This window comes from Polaribacter marinus, assembly GCF_022662535.1.
Classification (GTDB): Bacteria; Bacteroidota; Bacteroidia; order Flavobacteriales; family Flavobacteriaceae; genus Polaribacter; species Polaribacter marinus.
In genome coordinates this window covers 211394-228832 of sequence record NZ_JAKQYM010000004.1, presented here as the reverse complement: position 1 = coordinate 228832, position 17439 = coordinate 211394, and the positions used below count along the sequence as shown (strand labels likewise).

General features: G+C 28.4%; 15 protein-coding genes and 1 tRNA gene. 3 read left to right on the top strand and 13 right to left on the bottom strand.

Annotation, left to right across the window (positions count from 1 at the left end; all coding sequences use genetic code 11):
- Window positions 1-114: 114 nt before the first annotated feature.
- The 5 genes from MC378_RS07715 to MC378_RS07690 form a co-directional block, all read right to left on the bottom strand.
- Window positions 115-1380, bottom strand: a complete 1266-nt coding sequence (locus tag MC378_RS07715; protein ID WP_242178179.1) for a hemolysin family protein — start codon at window positions 1378-1380, stop codon at window positions 115-117.
- Window positions 1381-1600: 220 nt separating this feature from the next.
- Entirely contained in the window at window positions 1601-2176 is a 576-nt protein-coding gene (lptC, locus tag MC378_RS07705) for an LPS export ABC transporter periplasmic protein LptC (protein WP_242178177.1), read from the bottom strand.
- On the bottom strand, window positions 2176-3534 hold the full coding sequence (locus tag MC378_RS07700) for a tetratricopeptide repeat protein (protein ID WP_242178176.1): 1359 nt from the start codon (window positions 3532-3534) through the stop codon (window positions 2176-2178). The genes lptC and MC378_RS07700 overlap by 1 nt, the downstream gene beginning before the upstream one ends.
- Window positions 3535-3549: 15 nt before the next feature.
- On the bottom strand, window positions 3550-4830 hold the full coding sequence (gene bamG / locus MC378_RS07695; RefSeq protein ID WP_242178175.1) for a BamG family beta-barrel-assembly machinery protein: 1281 nt from the start codon (window positions 4828-4830) through the stop codon (window positions 3550-3552).
- On the bottom strand, window positions 4827-5555 hold the full coding sequence (locus MC378_RS07690; protein WP_242178174.1) for a type III pantothenate kinase: 729 nt from the start codon (window positions 5553-5555) through the stop codon (window positions 4827-4829). Before MC378_RS07690 ends, bamG begins: the two co-directional genes overlap by 4 nt.
- A gap of 99 nt (window positions 5556-5654) precedes the next feature.
- On the opposite strand from MC378_RS07690, the gene MC378_RS07685 reads away from it, so the two are divergent.
- Window positions 5655-5727: transfer RNA gene (locus MC378_RS07685), tRNA-Phe, on the top strand.
- A gap of 96 nt (window positions 5728-5823) precedes the next feature.
- Here MC378_RS07685 and MC378_RS07680 read toward each other — a convergent pair.
- From MC378_RS07680 to MC378_RS07660, 5 genes are read right to left on the bottom strand one after another with little or no spacing between them, the layout of a single operon-like run.
- Entirely contained in the window at window positions 5824-6177 is a 354-nt protein-coding gene (locus MC378_RS07680; RefSeq protein WP_242178173.1) for a DUF6686 family protein, read from the bottom strand.
- Window positions 6178-6188: 11 nt separating this feature from the next.
- A complete protein-coding gene (locus MC378_RS07675; protein WP_242178172.1) occupies window positions 6189-8387 on the bottom strand; it encodes a PepSY domain-containing protein in 2199 nt (732 codons plus the stop codon).
- Between the two features lie 10 nt (window positions 8388-8397).
- Complete coding sequence (locus tag MC378_RS07670; RefSeq protein WP_242178171.1) at window positions 8398-8892, bottom strand: DUF2271 domain-containing protein; 495 nt, start codon at window positions 8890-8892, stop codon at window positions 8398-8400.
- Between the two features lie 9 nt (window positions 8893-8901).
- Complete coding sequence (locus MC378_RS07665) at window positions 8902-10374, bottom strand: ankyrin repeat domain-containing protein (RefSeq protein WP_242178170.1); 1473 nt, start codon at window positions 10372-10374, stop codon at window positions 8902-8904.
- The gene (locus MC378_RS07660; RefSeq protein ID WP_242178169.1) at window positions 10374-11279 is read right to left on the bottom strand and encodes a DUF6607 family protein; all 906 of its coding nucleotides are present in this window, start codon (window positions 11277-11279) and stop codon (window positions 10374-10376) included. Before MC378_RS07660 ends, MC378_RS07665 begins: the two co-directional genes overlap by 1 nt.
- Before the next feature lie 108 nt (window positions 11280-11387).
- On the opposite strand from MC378_RS07660, the gene MC378_RS07655 reads away from it, so the two are divergent.
- Window positions 11388-13511: a TonB-dependent receptor plug domain-containing protein gene (locus MC378_RS07655; protein ID WP_242178168.1), complete on the top strand. Its 2124-nt coding sequence runs from the start codon at window positions 11388-11390 to the stop codon at window positions 13509-13511.
- A gap of 11 nt (window positions 13512-13522) precedes the next feature.
- Entirely contained in the window at window positions 13523-14605 is a 1083-nt protein-coding gene (locus MC378_RS07650) for an HmuY family protein (RefSeq protein WP_242178167.1), read from the top strand.
- Between the two features lie 70 nt (window positions 14606-14675).
- On the opposite strand, the gene MC378_RS07645 is transcribed toward MC378_RS07650, so the two are convergent.
- From MC378_RS07645 to MC378_RS07635, 3 genes are read right to left on the bottom strand one after another with little or no spacing between them, the layout of a single operon-like run.
- Entirely contained in the window at window positions 14676-15509 is an 834-nt protein-coding gene (locus MC378_RS07645) for a pseudouridine synthase (RefSeq protein ID WP_242178166.1), read from the bottom strand.
- Between the two features lie 36 nt (window positions 15510-15545).
- Window positions 15546-16463: a geranylgeranylglycerol-phosphate geranylgeranyltransferase gene (locus MC378_RS07640; protein ID WP_242178165.1), complete on the bottom strand. Its 918-nt coding sequence runs from the start codon at window positions 16461-16463 to the stop codon at window positions 15546-15548.
- 7 nt (window positions 16464-16470) lie between these two features.
- Window positions 16471-17397 (bottom strand): mevalonate kinase family protein, encoded by a 927-nt coding sequence (locus MC378_RS07635; RefSeq protein WP_242178164.1) that lies wholly within the window; start codon window positions 17395-17397, stop codon window positions 16471-16473.
- Between the last annotated feature and the right edge of the window lie 42 nt (window positions 17398-17439).

Genomic DNA, 17439 nt, shown 5'->3' with positions numbered 1-17439 from the left:
AATTTATTTTCAGTTGGCGAATATACGATTTGGGTTTTAATATTGCAACCGATTTTATACTTATTAATAGAGTGTTACCTGTACTTTTTTGATAAGGATTTTTAGAAGTAAATTTTAATCTTCAGAATTCAAAATTTTTAGATTTACATCATCTATTTTTGCGCTACTAGTTTTTAAAATTTTAATTTCAAAATTATCTATTTCTACAAGTTCATTTTCTTCTGGAATATTTTCTGTATGTTCAATTATAAATCCTCCCAAAGTTTCGTATGCTTCTGATTTTGGTATACTTAAATTATATTCTTCATTTAAATAGTCTACTTCTAATCTTGCAGAAAAATTAAATTCTGTTTCTGTAATTACTTCTTCTAAAAATTCTTGCACATCATGCTCGTCTTCTATTTCACCAAATAATTCTTCTACAATATCTTCTACTGTTATCATACCAGATGTCCCTCCGTATTCATCTACAACAACTGCTACACTTTTCCGTTTTTTCATTAAACTGTTAAGCACATCATTTATCATCATAGATTCTGGTACAATTTCTACAGGTAATAAAATCGTTTTTATTGCTTTTGGTTTTTTAAATAATTCAAAAGCATTTACATAACCAACCACATCGTCTAAAGATGTTTTGTATACTAAAATTTTTGACAAACCTGTTTCTATAAAAGTATTCTTTAAGTTGGTTACATTCTCGTGTATTTCTACAGATATAATTTCGGTTCTTGGAACCATTACCTCTCTTGCTTTTACATTATGAAACTCTAAAGCATTTTGAAAGATTTGGATTTCAGAATCTAATTCATCATCATCGTTTCCAGTTTCTAATTGTTCTGTAATATAATTTCCTAATTCTTCTTTACTAAATTCTGTTTGCTGCTCATCTGCTTGAGTTTTAAAAAAAACACGTAAAAAGAAATCTGAAATAACTGTTATAAACTCTGAAAAGAAATGAAATAAATAATAAAAGATATATGCTGGTATGGCAAATATTTTTAAAACCTCATTTGCATAAATTCTAAAAATTGCTTTTGGTAAAAATTCTGCGGTTATCAGAATAATTATAGTAGAAATTATGGTTTGTATTAAAAGTATTGAAAAGTCATTAAACCCATTTAAAGGTAAAATTTTTATCAATAATTTACCCATATAATAACTGTATATGACCAATGAAATATTATTACCCACTAACATTGTGGTAATAAATTTTGATGATTTGTGGGTAATTTTATTTAAAATTTTTGGAATAAAACCTTCTCTTTTTTTCTCTAATTCTATATGAAGTTTATTCGCTGATATGAAAGCAATTTCCATACCCGAAAAAAAGGCAGAAAGTAATACTGATACAATTATAATAATGAGCTCAGTTTCCATGTAGAGATGTGCTTCCTATTTATTTTGGTTATTTCTTATTTCTATTTTTTTTCTAAAATGTCTTTTAAAGAAAAACACTAAGGTAATAAAAATTGAAAAGCCAAGAAACAAATATGATTTCTCACGATCTGTGCTCCAACTAATTATAGCTTCAATAAAAAAAAATACAGCAACAATTAAATATCCGTATTGAAAAAGTTTCCAAAGTTTATTCATAATTTTATTCTTCTGATGTTTCTAGTTTTCCTGTTGTTTTTTTTGATAAGTGTTTTGACAAATCATCTTTACACTCAAACCCAATACCAAAGATAGTATCGTTTTCTTTCATTAATTTAAATGCTTCTTCAGATACAAAATATTTAGTGTCTTCATCCCAAAATAGTTGTTCGGTTTCTAACCTAGAATTATCTGTATGATTTAAAACAATTACATTTCCTTTTATTTCTGATATTTTTGTTTTTGAAAAAGACAGGGCATAATCACCCGTAATTGTAACAGAATCCTTTCCATTTTTATCAAAATTTATAATTTTAATTCCTGACGGGAACTCACTATAAGGATGTTGTTTTCGATTACTAAAATCGTACATTAAAGGAGCAAATAATTTAGAGGTTATTCTACCAGAATCTTTATAAACATGGTAAGCTTCTTTTGCTTTCCCTGTAGGCAAGTTCTTAGCAGCCAAAAAATCTCTAACTTTTTGAGTATTATTAGAACAAGAAAAAAGCATTACTGTTACTAAAAGAACAGTAATGCTTTTTTTAAATATTTCTAAAAATTTATGGGCTTGGTTCATTATTTACCACTTGAAGCAACTCTTACAGTTTCTCCTATCCAACATTTTATTGTGTAAGAATCTCCTACCTTAGCATTTGCTGTAAATATTACCTTGTTACTTGGTAAGTTAGCTCTATAATTATTAATGTATCTTTTTGCTACAGAAGAAATACTAGGGTCTACTGATAATGCTTTTTGAGCTTGTCTTAAAGCGGCTGCATACACCATTCTTTTTTCAAATTCACCAGAACCACAATTATTAACACTAGATTGGTATAATCTTCCAATAAATAAATAAGCTTTTCCGTAATTTGGATTAAACTTTAAAGCCTCTCTTGCTAAACTTCTAGCTTTACTTAACTGCCCTCTAGACTTTGCCGCATGTGCAAATTTTAATTTTGTTTTTGCTTTCTTTAAAGGATCTGTTTCTAAATCAAAAGCTTTTTGTCTCATTGCAGCTGCTCCACTTGCATCTCCATTCTTTTCTAAAATTCCCGCATAAAATGAATATGAATCTGGAGAAGGTGCAGATTCTGCATAAGCTTTTGCTAATGTTTCAAACATTGGATCTTCTTGACATCCTTTATTGAACATTCTAGACACTGCTCTTCTTAACCAAACTGAATTAGATTTATTAGCCTCAAAATCTCTTTTATATAAAGGAATCAATCTGTCGCAGGTAGCAATTTCTGAAATAATTGCATCTAAACCACCCTCTACTTGACCTAGAGATTTAGAATTAATAGTATAAGCTCTTAAATTTCTTTTATCTCTACCTTGTAAAATTTTAGTTGAATCTTTTGTTAATTTTGCAATTTTAACAGCATAATCATCTAATTTTTCTCCAACTGATTCAACAACATCATCATAAGTATCAAATACTTTTTGAGGATTTGTATCTTTATATTTATCTGTAACTCCGTGAAAGTATCTATAAATATTTTTCACTCCCATATCTTTAGGAGATATTTTGTAAGCTTTTTCTAATATTGCAAAAATTTCTGCATCAGAAGCTAATTTATTTTTAGCCAAATATGTTGCATAATCACTATGTGCTTTTGCTAGATTATTTTTTGTATCGTGATGTTCTGGAAAAAACTCTAATCTTTGTTCATAAACTCTTTTAGCTAAAACAGGATCTTTTCTTACATCCTCTGCTAAAGTAGATCCATATTTATAAATATTTACAGATAGATCTTTACAATTGTCCATTAAAAAAATCCAATTCGTATAAGCATCATCATACTTTTTAGATCTAAAATCCCCTTTAAAAAGATTATACTTTTCTTGGCATTCTCTTTTTGTATCTTCCTGGGCATTTGTTTTTACAGTTGTTAAAAATAATGTTGCTGCTAATAAAAACGTAATTTTCTTCATTTTAATATTTTTATGTTAATCAATCTTCCTTTTAATGAACCAATTAATATCTGTCAAAGATAAACTTAATCTAAAATTAAAATAATTTTCTTGTAATAAATTATTATTTGTGGTTCCTCTTTTACCAAACTCAAACCCTGCATTTATATTAGTTAATTGCTTCAATGGTAAACCTAAACCAAAAGATATGCCAAAGTCATTTATAGAATTAAAATTTGTACCAGTTCCTGATCCATCTACAAGTAAACCTGTCTTTTGAAAACGAACACCTGCCCTATAAGTAACTCTTTCCCAGTAACTTGAAATCGAGTTTATTTTAGGTAAATAAAAACCACCTAAAGAAATTCTATTTGACTTGCCATACTTGTATGCTGTTGTAGTATTATTTAAAAAACCAACATTTTCTATAGCATTTTGATTTTCATACTCAAAACCAGCATACCATTTATCAAATTTACCTAAACCAAAACCTAAAGTTGTTTTCATTGGTAAGTCGTAACTTCCTTTAATACTAGTTGCAGAAATTGTATCTCTAGGAATCTCACCCGCTCCACTAAAAGATAAAGAATACAAATATTCATTACCCGTTACATTTAAACTATTTCCAAGTTTTAAGGTAGCACCAGCATTTATTGTTAATTTATTTTTTAGTTCTTTCTGATATTGTGTTCCAATTTTTACAGAACCACCTCTTACGTTTAAATTTTCGTGATATTTTGTAGCTAATGCAACATCAATTCTTTGATTTGTTATGTTATTATCTACATTACCAAAACTAAAATCTCCTTCTATTCCTAATGAAAATTCTTTGGTTACTTTAATACCAAAACTACCATAAAATCGATTTACACCACCCGACCCCGAATAAACGGTAATTTGAGTAGGATCTACATCTGGATCTGGATCTGATAAAGAATAACCTACTGAAGACACAGGTTGTATTCCAACAGAGAAACCTGCTTTTTTTCCAATAGGAAAAGCAATAGCCCCATAACTTAAACTAGTAGAAGTAACATTTTGTTTTGCAACTCCGTTGTCAACTGTTAAATCATTATTTAACATTCCAAAAGAATAAGTTGTGTACCTTAAATCTGCAAGGGCTGCAGGGTTTGTAAAATTTAAATATTTATAGTGGCTAAAAGCAACACCAATTCCCCCCATACTACTCTGCTCTACTGTTAAAGGATTAAACTCTTCACCAATACCAAAAAAAGAATATGGTGATGAATTTGTTCTTTGTGCTGATAAAGTTGTTGTAATTATCAATAAAAGAGCTACAAGAATCTTTCTAATCATTTGTTTTCGTTAAAAATCAATATTTCATTTAATCCTTCAAGGAGAAAATTTTGATTGGCAAATATGCTACTTTTTAATTGTTTTGACAAGAAAATTGTATCTCCTCCTGTTAAAACAATTGTTAAATCGGAATATTTCATTTTATATTGTTCAATTACTCCGTCAATTTCTTGAACAACACCATTTACAATACCAGAATGAATACTCTCAATTGTACTATCCCCTATTAAATTATTTGGTTTCTTTTTATCTAAAAGGGGTAGTTTTGAAGTAAATTTTTTTAATGCTTTGTATCTCATCAATATCCCTGGAGATATTGCACCACCTAAATATTCTGATTCTTTGTTTACAAAATCAAAAGTAATACAAGTACCTGCATCAATAACTAACACATTTTTTTGAGGAAAATTTTTAACAGCCCCAACAACTAATGCTATTCTATCTACTCCTAATGTTTTTGGAGTTTTATAAAGATTTACAAAAGGAACTTTTGTTTTAGAAGAAACTAGCTTTAATTTTAGTGTTTTTTGAAGTTTTTCGAGCTTCATTTTAGAAATTAAGGCTACGCTAGACATAATTCCTATACTAATTTTATATTTTTTTACTATTTTTTTTACTTCTGATAAAATTCTTTTTTTATCAAAAAAAGCAAGTTCAACAACTTTATCTTGCTTAAAAACAGCTACCTTAACACTTGTATTACCAACATCTATAATTAGATTCATTTTACCAAATTTATAAAAATTCAAAAATACAACACATTTTTTTAAATTTTCTTTAGGAGATATAAAAAAACATTTTATATTTGCATCCGCTAAGGCAATGGTACCTTAGCTCAGTTGGTAGAGCAAAGGACTGAAAATCCTTGTGTCCCTGGTTCGATTCCTGGAGGTACCACTTAAAAACCCTATAAACTTTACGTTTATAGGGTTTTCTGTTTTTAGGGTATTAAATATTGATAATAAAATTCACTTTTTTTAAGTCCTTACAAACTTAGTTGAGGATTAAAGTGTAATCTACATCTTGAGGCGATAAAACTACTTTCTTAACACTATCATTTATTCCTAAAAGTACTTTCAATTCTTCCATTTCATAAATATCAAAAATTAAAATCAAATTTTGATGAAATGTTGGAACAGGAATTTTTCTTTTTCGGGTAGTCACAGAATAATGATCTAACCAATATTCGATATCTAGATTTAATATATATTGTTTAAACTGATTCAATTCATCTGCTTCAAACTGAAAAAACACATTGTTAAATGTTAAGCTATATATTTTACAGCCATTGCAAACAGACAATTCACCACTCTTAACTCTTGAGATAATTTTAGTTTTATAACACATTTTTTCCCTTTTTAATAACAATCCGTTTTAATTTGATGATTTTCTTCAAATTTTTTTAAAGAAGTTTTTAGATGTTTTTTAGTAATTTCTTCCAAAACTTTCAGGACACTTTTTTGCATATTTAAAGAGCCACAAATCATAATAGAACTTCCTCTTTCCAAAGCGCTAGAAATTAACTTTGGGTAATTTAATATGATATCCTGAATATAAATTTTCTCTTCTTGTTCTTGAGAAAAACTACTATAAAATGAAGTTAGAGATTGATCTTCTAAAGCAGCCTTGATCTTTTCCTTATAAATTCCACACGATTCTTTTGTTCTTCCTCCCCAAAATAAATGTATTTTTTTAGCAGTTTTGTTTTTATATATCATCCCTAAAAAAGGTGCAATTCCTGTACCATTGGCAATTAAAATGACTTCTTTCGTTTTTTTAGGAAAATAAAATTCTTTATTCTTCTGGATACTAGCTACAACTTTATCACCTATCTCTAAGCTATTAAAATAACTAGAACAACTTCCAAATTCGTGTTTTTTAATACTTAAAAGTATAGTTTTATCTATTTTCCCAATAGAGTATAAACGATTTCTGTTTTCGTTTTTAGGAGTGATAGAAAGCAAATCACCTGATTCGAATTTTATTTTTTTATTAGATTTTAACTGAACTAAAAATGTATCATCTATATTGATTTCAGTTTTAGATATAACCGTAAATTCTTGTTTCTTTTCATCAGAAAACTGAAACGCTTCTTTTTTTATTTTAAGTGGTATTTTATAAAACGAACTCCATTCTTTTAACCAATTATTAAAATCAGAAAAAGATTGATTATTAATTTTAAAAATAGGTAAAACTGACCTGAATTTTTCTTGAATTTGCAAATGAGATTGCACTAAGATTGCATATTTACAGAAATATTCATACTCTACTGAACCAAAGCCAACTACAGAAAAACTTAAAACTCTTTTTTGATCTATTTTATTAACTTTTCTAATAAATTTATTTGCATTTACAGGTGCCTCACCTTCGCCATAAGTTGCCGTAAAAATGATAATATTTTGTGCTTTTTTATAAGTGGTATATTCATTTAATTCCGACAGAAAAACACTTTTCCCTGCAGTTAACAAAGCATTATAAAATGCAACAGCAAAATTAAATGTGCTACCCGTTTCTGAGCCCACAAGAATGATATATGTTGCTGCATCTTTGTTGAACTTGTTTTTAATAAGGGTTGTTGTTTTCTTCCTTTTTAAAGTCATAGAAAAACCAGAAAAAATAAAAAACAAAATAGCAAAACAAGCTAGCAATAATACCATTGACCATAAAATAGATCCTTTTCCGGTATGAAGTAGCAAACTATAATAAGAACCAAGTGCAATTAAAGATTGTTTTTTTTGACTAACTATTTGCCCCGTTAACTGATGAACAGCCATTTCTTTATCAACTAGTTTTACAAAGAAATAATCTTCTTCATCTGTAGAAAATGGAAATTCTATCTTTTTAACCTCCTCTAGTTTTGTTGATTTAAAAAATTCAAAATCAGAAGTTTTTATTTTTTTTGCATTTTTTAGAGGTGCAATACTTTGATGAAAACTTTTATTTTTTGGCAATAAAGAAAATTTTTCTAAAGACAAATAAACTCCTGTTATTGTTATCATTATAATAGGAATCAAAGCGTATCTACCTATAATAATATGGTAATATTGGTTTAAATCTTCTTTAATTATTTTAGAAAAAAACTTAGAAACACCCCCTTGTCTTTTTACAATCAATAGAATTCCTGTAACAGCAATTAAAAAGAGTAAAAACGAAACAAATCCTATAATAAATCTTCCTGTAGATTTTAAAAATAAAGAACGGTGCAAGGTAGTTGCGAATTCAAAAATCGCTTGTTTTTCTAAAATTTCCCCAACCTTTTCTCCTGTTTTTGGGTTGATATAAAAAGTTTCACTTTTACCATTTTCTAAAACAACATTTGCCAAAACAAAATCATTCTCATCAACTTCTATAGTGATTACTTCATCATATTTTTGCTGTAAAACAGAAATCGTTTCAGAAATAGAAACATCTTTTAAAAGAACAACATCATAGGAATTTAGCTTATTAGAAATAGGCTCAAAAGCTAATATGATTCCCGTAACAGAAGCAATTATAATAAATAAAGCAGAAGATATAGCCAAGGTTAAGTGGCTATATCTCCAAATAGAAATTGTCATTTTTTAATTTTTATTGTGGCAACATTCTCACATATCGGATAAAGCCTTTTCCTTCAATTTTAGACTTTATGTTTTCTGATGTCAACTCAAATTCTACATCATCTTTATGATATTCTTGATCTTCTACAGCGGTTTCAAAACGGATTTTATATCCTTTATTTAACTTGTCATTATCAATTCTAATAACACTAATACTACGTTGACCACCACTAATTGTTGCACCGGTAATAGCATCTATATCGGCTCTTTTTTTACCTTGAAAACTCCACCACTCTGTAATATCAAAGTACCATTCATCATCATCACCTTGTACATACAAAGTCTCCTCATATTCCCCTTTAGGGGTTAACAAAGAAATTACTACATAAGCTCCTTCTCCTGTATAATTTTTCATTTGTATCATACATTTGTAAGCAGAACTTTCGCTATACTTTTTAAAACTAAATAACGCCACTATTGTAAATAAAAATAAAGGGATAATTAGTAAGTTTTTGTTTGTTTTCATTTTTAAATTTTATTTCAAAAAATTAATGTTGTGCTTTTTTAATAATTCATTTTCTGATGCCAAATCAAAAATAGATTCTTCAAAATCTGTTTTTACACTTTTATCTGCACCAATACTTAGCAAATACTTTATAATTTTAACATCTTTTGCTTTCATTACAGCAATTTGCAATGCCGACAGATTTTTTTTATTCTTTGTATTTACATCAATTTTAAAAGAAGCTAATCTTTTTAATAATGCTAAATTGTTTTTTTGAGTTGCAATATGCAATAAGGTATTTCCTGAACTCTGAAGCTTATTTACAACAAGTCCATTCTTTTCTAACACTTTTAGTTTATTCTCAAATACTTCTGGTTTCTTTGTACTAAAATTATTAATTAAATAATATGAAAGTGTATTCCCCTCTTTATCTGTAGTAGTAATATCTGCACCTTTTTCTAATAAAAACTCAACAACATCTACAGAATTTCTATGAACAGCATTGGTCAAAGCAGTAAGTCCTTTTTTATTTTTTAAGTTAATATTCTTAACATATTTAGACAAAAACTTGATTACCTCTAAAGTGCTACTACTTGCTGCATTTATAAAAGGAGAATTTCCTTCTTCATCTTGGAGGTTTACATCAACACCTTTATCAATAAAGTATTTGTAAACCCTAATCTCTTTATTATTTCTAGCAATAAAATGAAGTGGATTTCTATTTTTAGAGTCAACTACATTTAATTTTACTCCGTTTTTTTCTAAAAACTGATATGTTTCTAATGTGTTTTTTTTATTTCGAGATCCTTGGCTTGCAAATAACATAGCATTTTTCCCTTTATCAATCCCTTTATTTAAAAGGATTTTTAAGAAGTGTGTATTTCCTCCTTTTGCTGCATATTCAAAAAGCCCATTTCCGTCATTGTCTTTATCTTTTAATGATGCTCCTTTAGAAATAAAATACTCTACAATTTTAAAGTCTTTTAAATGTGAAGCAATCAATAATAAAGCATTTGCCCCATCATGATTTTTCTCTTTGGTGATGTTTGCCCCTACCTTAAAACTATACTTGTACAAATCTAAATTTAACTGTCCTGAAGAGGCTGCAAAATTCATAAATGTATTTCCATGCGTATCAACCACATCTATTTTTGCACCTTTAGAAATAAGGTGTTTCATTATTTCTAAATTATCTTTATAAGCAGCCCAAAAAATATAGGTCCTTCCATCGTGTGTTAATTTATTGACTTCATTTCCTTTTTTAGTTAAAAGGTATTTGATGGTTTTATTATCTACTTTTTCTAAAATAGCATACATCACACCATCGAAAGCATTATTATTAAAAGCAGAAACATCGTTTCCTTCTGCAATTTTTTGATTTACAATTTCTATACTTGGATTTGTTTTCCAAAAACTCCTCTGATGAAAAATATTTGATTTTTGACCCAAAGCGGATATGCTTATTAAGAAAAAAAGTACTGTTGCTTTATATGAATTTTTCATTATTTCTTTTTTACAAATGATTCAATTATTTCATTCATTTCTTTCTCTTCTACAACTTTATCAGAAAATAAGTGTTTGTAAAGTGGTTTGTTATTTACTTTGGTTTGAAGTGTTAAATTTGTATTTCTATTAAAAACCTCATCCCATTTATTTCTAACCAATTTCCATTTATTATTGTTTGCTTTCCACCAATCTGAAGCCGCTTTACATCTACTATCAGCAACCCTTACATAGGTATTGTATCCTTTTTCTTTCGCTAAAACCACATCTTCTTTTCCTTTTTCACGAATTAGCTTACTATTATCCTGATCATGTACCCAACCATAACTGGTAATTTCATGTCTATTCCCTCTTAAAGTGATGTTATAATCACTTCTTTTGGTGTATTCTCTTCTAGGTAAAGGAGCTGTTGTGGTATTCTCCCAATAACTTTTCCCATCAACATGCACCCAAGTTCCTGAACCTTCATAACGTGGACTATCATCTACTTGATACACTTTTTGTGTCCATTGTTTTTTTACTTCTTTCTTATCTTTCTTTTCAAAAGCCCAGTTATTATCTCCGTTATATATGTAAAAATTTGTGTTTTCATACATCCAATCCTGTCTCCAATGTTTAACAATTATTGGTTTTGCAGGATTACCAACTTGTAAAATATGTTGAATTGAAATTTTGTTTTTTCCATCTTCTACTAATCCAGCCCATTCTAAACCTTTATCCACTTTTGTTTTAGAAGGTTTGTATGTAGAATCTTTACTATAATTAAAAGTTTCTGCAAAGTTGAAGGTTACCTCAAAACAACCACACATCTCTTTTATGGCATTTTGATCTTTTGTTTTTTTGCTTTGTGCACTAACTGAAATAGCAATTACGAATAGTAAACTGCTTAATAATAATTTATTCATTTTACGATTTATTTGATTTTTATAGGTTAAAATAATTTTTGACAAAAATATAAAATTTATTTAGACTGATTAAAAATAAACAATATATTTGCAAAAAAATTATTAAGAATGTTTCTAAATAAAAAGATTGCAACTGTATTTTTACTTTTCACTATTACTCTTTTTAGTCAAAAAAAAATAGACACAACAAAAACTACTGTTTTAGAAGAAGTAGTAATTACTGGGCAATACAATCCTAAATCAATAAAAAAATCTGTTCATAATGTAATTGTTATTAAAAGAGAACAAATAGAAAATCAGGCTGCTAATAATTTAGCAGATTTATTAAACTTCAATTTAAATTTAACTGTTATTCCGAGTTCTCAAACAGGAAAATCAACCATTTCTTTTTTTGGCTTAAACTCTCAATACTTCAATATTTTAGTTGATAATATTCCTTTGGTAAGCGACAACGGATTAGGAAATAACATCGATTTAACTCAAATAAACTTAGACAATGTAGAGCGTATTGAGATTGTAGAAGGTGCTATGGGAGTAGAATATGGTGCCAATGCTGTATCTGGAGTCATAAATATTATTACAAAAAATTCAATTAAAACAAAATGGAAAATTCAGACTTCGCTACAAGAAGAAACCGTAAGTAATGAATATGATTGGTTTGATAAAGGAAGGCACATACAGGCTACAAATATTGCAAATACTATTAATAAAAATTGGTTTGCTAGAATAGGTTTTAATAGAAATCAATTCGCTGGATTTTACAATGGTAGAAAAGGTCAAAACCATTACCAAAATGATGGATTAAGAGGTTATGATTGGTTACCAAAAACACAAAACAACACCAATGCGCTATTACAATATAAAAAAGAAAACTTTAAACTTTCTTATAAGTTTGAATATTTTAATGAGTTAATCAACTACTCAGACTCATCTGTAAGAGCTAATATAGATACAGGATCACAAACAAGTAATCCTTCGGCAACCGATAAAATATTTAAAACAAATAGATTTGTAAATAATGTAAATCTAATAGGTAATTTAAACTCTGGAGCAAATTATAATATTGCTCTCTCATACCAACAACAAAAGCGATACTTGAACGAGTTTAATTACTATATTTTAAGTAAAGAAAGAAGTAATGAAACAGATGAAATTTACCAATCAAGTAAAGTTTTCTTTTCTAAAGGAAGCATCAATAATCTTATAAAAAGTAATTCTTTCAACTTTCAATTAGGTTACGAAACAAAAATAATAAGTGGTTTTGACACACAGGCATCTGGAGATGTTACACAAAAAGATAAAACACAAAACCAAGAAAATTATGCTTTTTTTGGTTCATCAGAATTTAAAGTTTCAGAAGCATTTCTATTAAGACCAGGAATAAGGTACGAATACAACTCTTTATTTAAATCGAAATTATTAGCTTCTTTAAGTGCGCGTTATTTAATGAATAACGGATTTGAGTTAAGAGGAAATATTGGTACATCTTATAGAACCCCCAATTTTGAGGAATTATATTACTACTTCGTAGATTCAAACCATGATGTAAGAGGTAATGAAAATTTAAACCCAGAAAACGGATTTACAGCATTCATCAACTTAAAAAAATATAGCTATATTAATAATACTTCACTATTAAATACAATCAAATTTAGTTATTTAGATGTAGTAGATAAAATAGATTTAGCAATTGTAAATGCTTCTCCCTTACAATATCAGTATATCAATATTGATGCTTATAAATTATGGGGAATTACTTCCGAAAATAGCATCAAAAAAGATAATTGGACCTTTAACTTAGGTGCTAATTTACAAGGTGTTTCTAGAATTGCAAACAATGAAGTAAATGCAGAAAATGATTTCCTGTACTCCTTTCAACTAAACACTAGTGTAAACTACAAAATAAAAAAATGGCAAACAGCAATCAGCTTGCTATTTAAACACAATGGAAGCCAACAAAACTATACTGCCTCTGGTGTAGATACAGAAGGAAATGCTATTTTTTCTAAATCAACTACAAGTGCATATAATTGGTTAGATGCTTCCATAAAAAAATCTTTCTTTAACAATAACATTCAAGCCACTTTAGGCGGAAGAAATTTATTTGATGTTACTAATGTAAATGTTAGTAGCGTAAATTCAGGAGGAACACATTCTTCTAACAACAACTCTTTACTATTGGGCTATGGACGCTCTTATTACTTAAAACTATTATATAACCTTAATTTTTAAATTCATTAATCATGACAAACAAATTTTTAACTTTTATTTTATGCGTAGCTGTGTTTTCATTTACGAGTTGCGATAAAGACGATACTCCAACAGGGCCCATAACAATTGTAATAGATGGGGCAGAAGTTTCTCCAGAAGTTGGTGGACCAAACCAACCAAACCAAGTATACTTAGACTTAAGTACAAACACAAGTATTTCTTCACAAAGAGACGCATGGGAATTAGGTTTTTATACTGGTTCAGATTTTAGAGTTGTAATAAATGGAGCTATATATATGGCTGTAGGAAAATTGACATCAACAGATATTGACGCTGTTACTTCTAGCTCTACAGAAGTACAAGATCTACAACCTAAAGTTGCTGTTGGTACATTTGATGCTGCAAATACTGCTTATGTAGATTCTCCTTATGGGACAATAACAGAAACAGCTATTGACGAAATTTCTAGTACAGATGCTAATAATAATGTGTATTTACTAAATTTAGGATATGAAATTGGAACTGATACTCCTGCCACAGGAAGTGTAGATATTTCTGATGATTCGAGAGGATGGAAAAAAATACGAATTTTAAGAAGTGGAAATAATTATATACTACAATATGCCAATTTAGATGATACAACACATAAGGAGGTAATTATTTCTAAAAATGCAATCTATAATTATACTTTCTTCAGCTTAAAAACAGAAAATGAAGTTATTGTAGAACCAGCAAAAAAAGATTGGGATTTAAATTTTACCGTTTTTACAAATGAAATTACTGGATATGGTTCTTACGGATACTCTGATTTTGTTGTTAATAATGTTAAGGGTGATGCTAAAGTTTATATGATAGACACAGATGTAGATTCTTTTACTTATGATACTTTTACCTTAGCAGATGTTACTGCTACAAATTTTACAGATGACCAACGTAGTATTGGAAGTAGCTGGAGAAATGGTGGAGGTCCAGGTAGTTTACCTTCTTTAAAAGAAAATGTTTTTTACATTATCAATGATACTGATGGTAATTTATACAAACTACAATTTATAGCACTTACAAATGCAGATGGTGTTCGTGGATATCCTAAGTTTATTTATAGTCTATTGCAATAATATTTTCTTAAGAATTAAAGTAAAAAAACCCGAACAGATTGTTCGGGTTTTTTATTCTAAATAAGCATTTTTATTTCATCATCAATAAGTTGTTCAACTCAAGATTTGTCAATTCTCTCCATCTTCCTCTTGGTAAATTTTTCTTTGTTAATTCAGCAAAAATAACTCTATCAAGTTTATTTACTTTATAACCAACATGTTCAAAAATCTTACGAACAATTCTGTTTCTTCCTGAATGGATTTCTATACCTATTTCAGATTTTGGTTGTCCATCTACATAAGAAACGGCATCAATAAATACTTTTCTACCTTCTATGACAACCTCTCCTCGTAACTTTTCTAAATCTTTTAAATCTAACTTTCTATCTAAAGAAGCATGATATAATTTACGAACATTGTGTTTTGGATGGGTTAATTTCTTTGCCAAATCTCCATCATTCGTAAACAAAAGTAAACCTGTTGTATTTCTATCCAATCTTCCAACAGGATAAATTCTTTCTTTTGATGCGTTTGCAATTAATTCCATAACCGTTTTTCTTCCACGATCATCATCCATGGTCGTAATATAATTTTTCGGCTTATTTAAAAGAATATATCTTTTTTGCTCTGGAGTAATAGACGTTCCGTCAAACCTAACAACATCCCCTGGTTGTACTTTGTACCCCATTTCTGTTACTAACTTCCCATTTACTTCTACACTACCATGTTCTATATAGGTATCTGCTTCTCTACGAGAACAAACCCCTGAATTGGCAATGTACTTGTTTAAACGGATTCCTGAAGATTCATCCGATTTTGGAGCTGGTTTTGCTTTTTTGAAGTCTTTTTTAGTGTTTTTTCTACTTAGAGGAGTACTTTTTTTTCCTTCTTGTCGTCCTCTCGACGAGTTTTTATTTGAATTCATTATAAAAAATTTTTGCAAAGATAATAAATAGAATATCTAATTCAGTTTATCTATCACTTTTTCTATAAGTAAAGATGTATCAATAAAAACCAAACTAAAAACCCCTACTAATAACAACATTTTTAAGATGTTATGTAAAATTCTATATTGATTGATACTGTTAGATTTCCATAGATATATGGCTATAAAGATTAAGGTTATAAGTGCTAAATAAAAATAGTATTTCATATAACTTAATGCTGGGTAATTAAACAAAATAACAACAGGAAAAGCTGTAAGAATAATTAATAAGATAGATAATTGCTTCGTTTTTTTCTCTCCATAAACCACCGGAAATGTATCGTAATTATTAGCAATTGCTCCTTTAATGTTTTCTAAATCCTTAATAAGTTCTCTTAGCATTATCACCAAAAATAAAAAAACAGCATGTACAAAGATAATTTTTGAAAAATTTTTATAATAAACAAAGATTGCAAAAAAAGGTAAAATTGTTAAAATTGTAGCGGAAATTAAACCCATAAAAGGATATTTTTTAAGTTTGTGAGAATAAAACCAAATTCCAAAAATATAAATAGCAAAAAACAAAGCTGCTTTCCATGAAACAAACAGACCAAAAATAAAACCAACAAAATTTAAGAAAAAATAGAGTGTTAATTTAGTTTCTTGCTTTACATAGTTATCTATACCTGTTTTTACAGGTCTATTAATTCTATCAACTTTAACATCGTAAAAATTATTAATAATATAACCTGCAGCAACTACACAAACTGTTGCTATAATTATATATAACAGGTGCAAATCAAAAATTACATGTTTGAAAGATTTTTGTGGAGAAAAAATAAATACAGAAGCTAAATATTGAGCAAAAATTAAAGCTAAAATGTTATAGCCTCTAATAACAGATACTAAACTAAATGCTTTAAAAATTATTCTTTTTACTCTAAAGGAAATCATACAATAATTAGAATCTGTAAACCAGTTCTAGTTTATATTCTTTTAAACTTTTTTGAGCTTTTTCAAAGTCTTCAGTAAAACCTAAAATATAGCCACCGCCACCAGAACCGCAAAGTTTTAAATAGTAATCGTTTGTTTTAATTCCTTTCTCCCAAACTTTATGAAAAGCATTAGGAATCATAGGTTTAAAATTCTTTAACACTATTTTAGAAAGCAATTTGACATTACCAAATAGAGATTTGACGTTTCCGCCTAAAAAGTCTTCTATACAAGCATCAGTTGTCGTTGCAAATTCTTCGCTAATCATTTTTCTAAAACCTTCGTTTTTCATCTTATTCATAAAGATGTTAACCATCGGCTCAGTTTCTCCAATTTGTTGAGAGTCTAAAAGAAAAACAGCTCCCTTTCCTTCTTTTTGTGAAGGAATTCCTGCGGGTTCTATATTTGTTTTAGAATTGATTAATATAGGTAAACTTAAGTATGAATTTAACGGATCTAAACCAGAACTTTTTCCATGAAAGAAAGATTCCATTAAAGAAAATACTTCTTTCAGTTTCAATAACTTCTCTCTGGTTAAGTTTTCTAAAACAGTTATTTTATTTGTAGCGTATTTATCATAAACAGATGCCACTAAAGCACCAGAACTTCCCACACCATAACCTTGAGGTATTGAAGAATCAAAATACATCCCATTTTCTATATCTGTTTTAAATTCGGACAAGTTAAAAGAAACTATATCCGTTTTTAAATTAGAAATATACTTGTAAAAAAGCTCTAAATTTTCATTAGACTTTTTTGAAACTCCTGACAAATCGTTTGTAGATTTTAATGCTCCTCTGTAAGCGTTAAAAGGAATTGCAAGACCTTTTGAGTCTTTTATAATTCCATATTCACCAAATAGCAATATTTTAGCGTAAAATAAAGGTCCTTTCATTTTTCTTAACAATAGTTATACAAAAATACAATTTTTTATGTT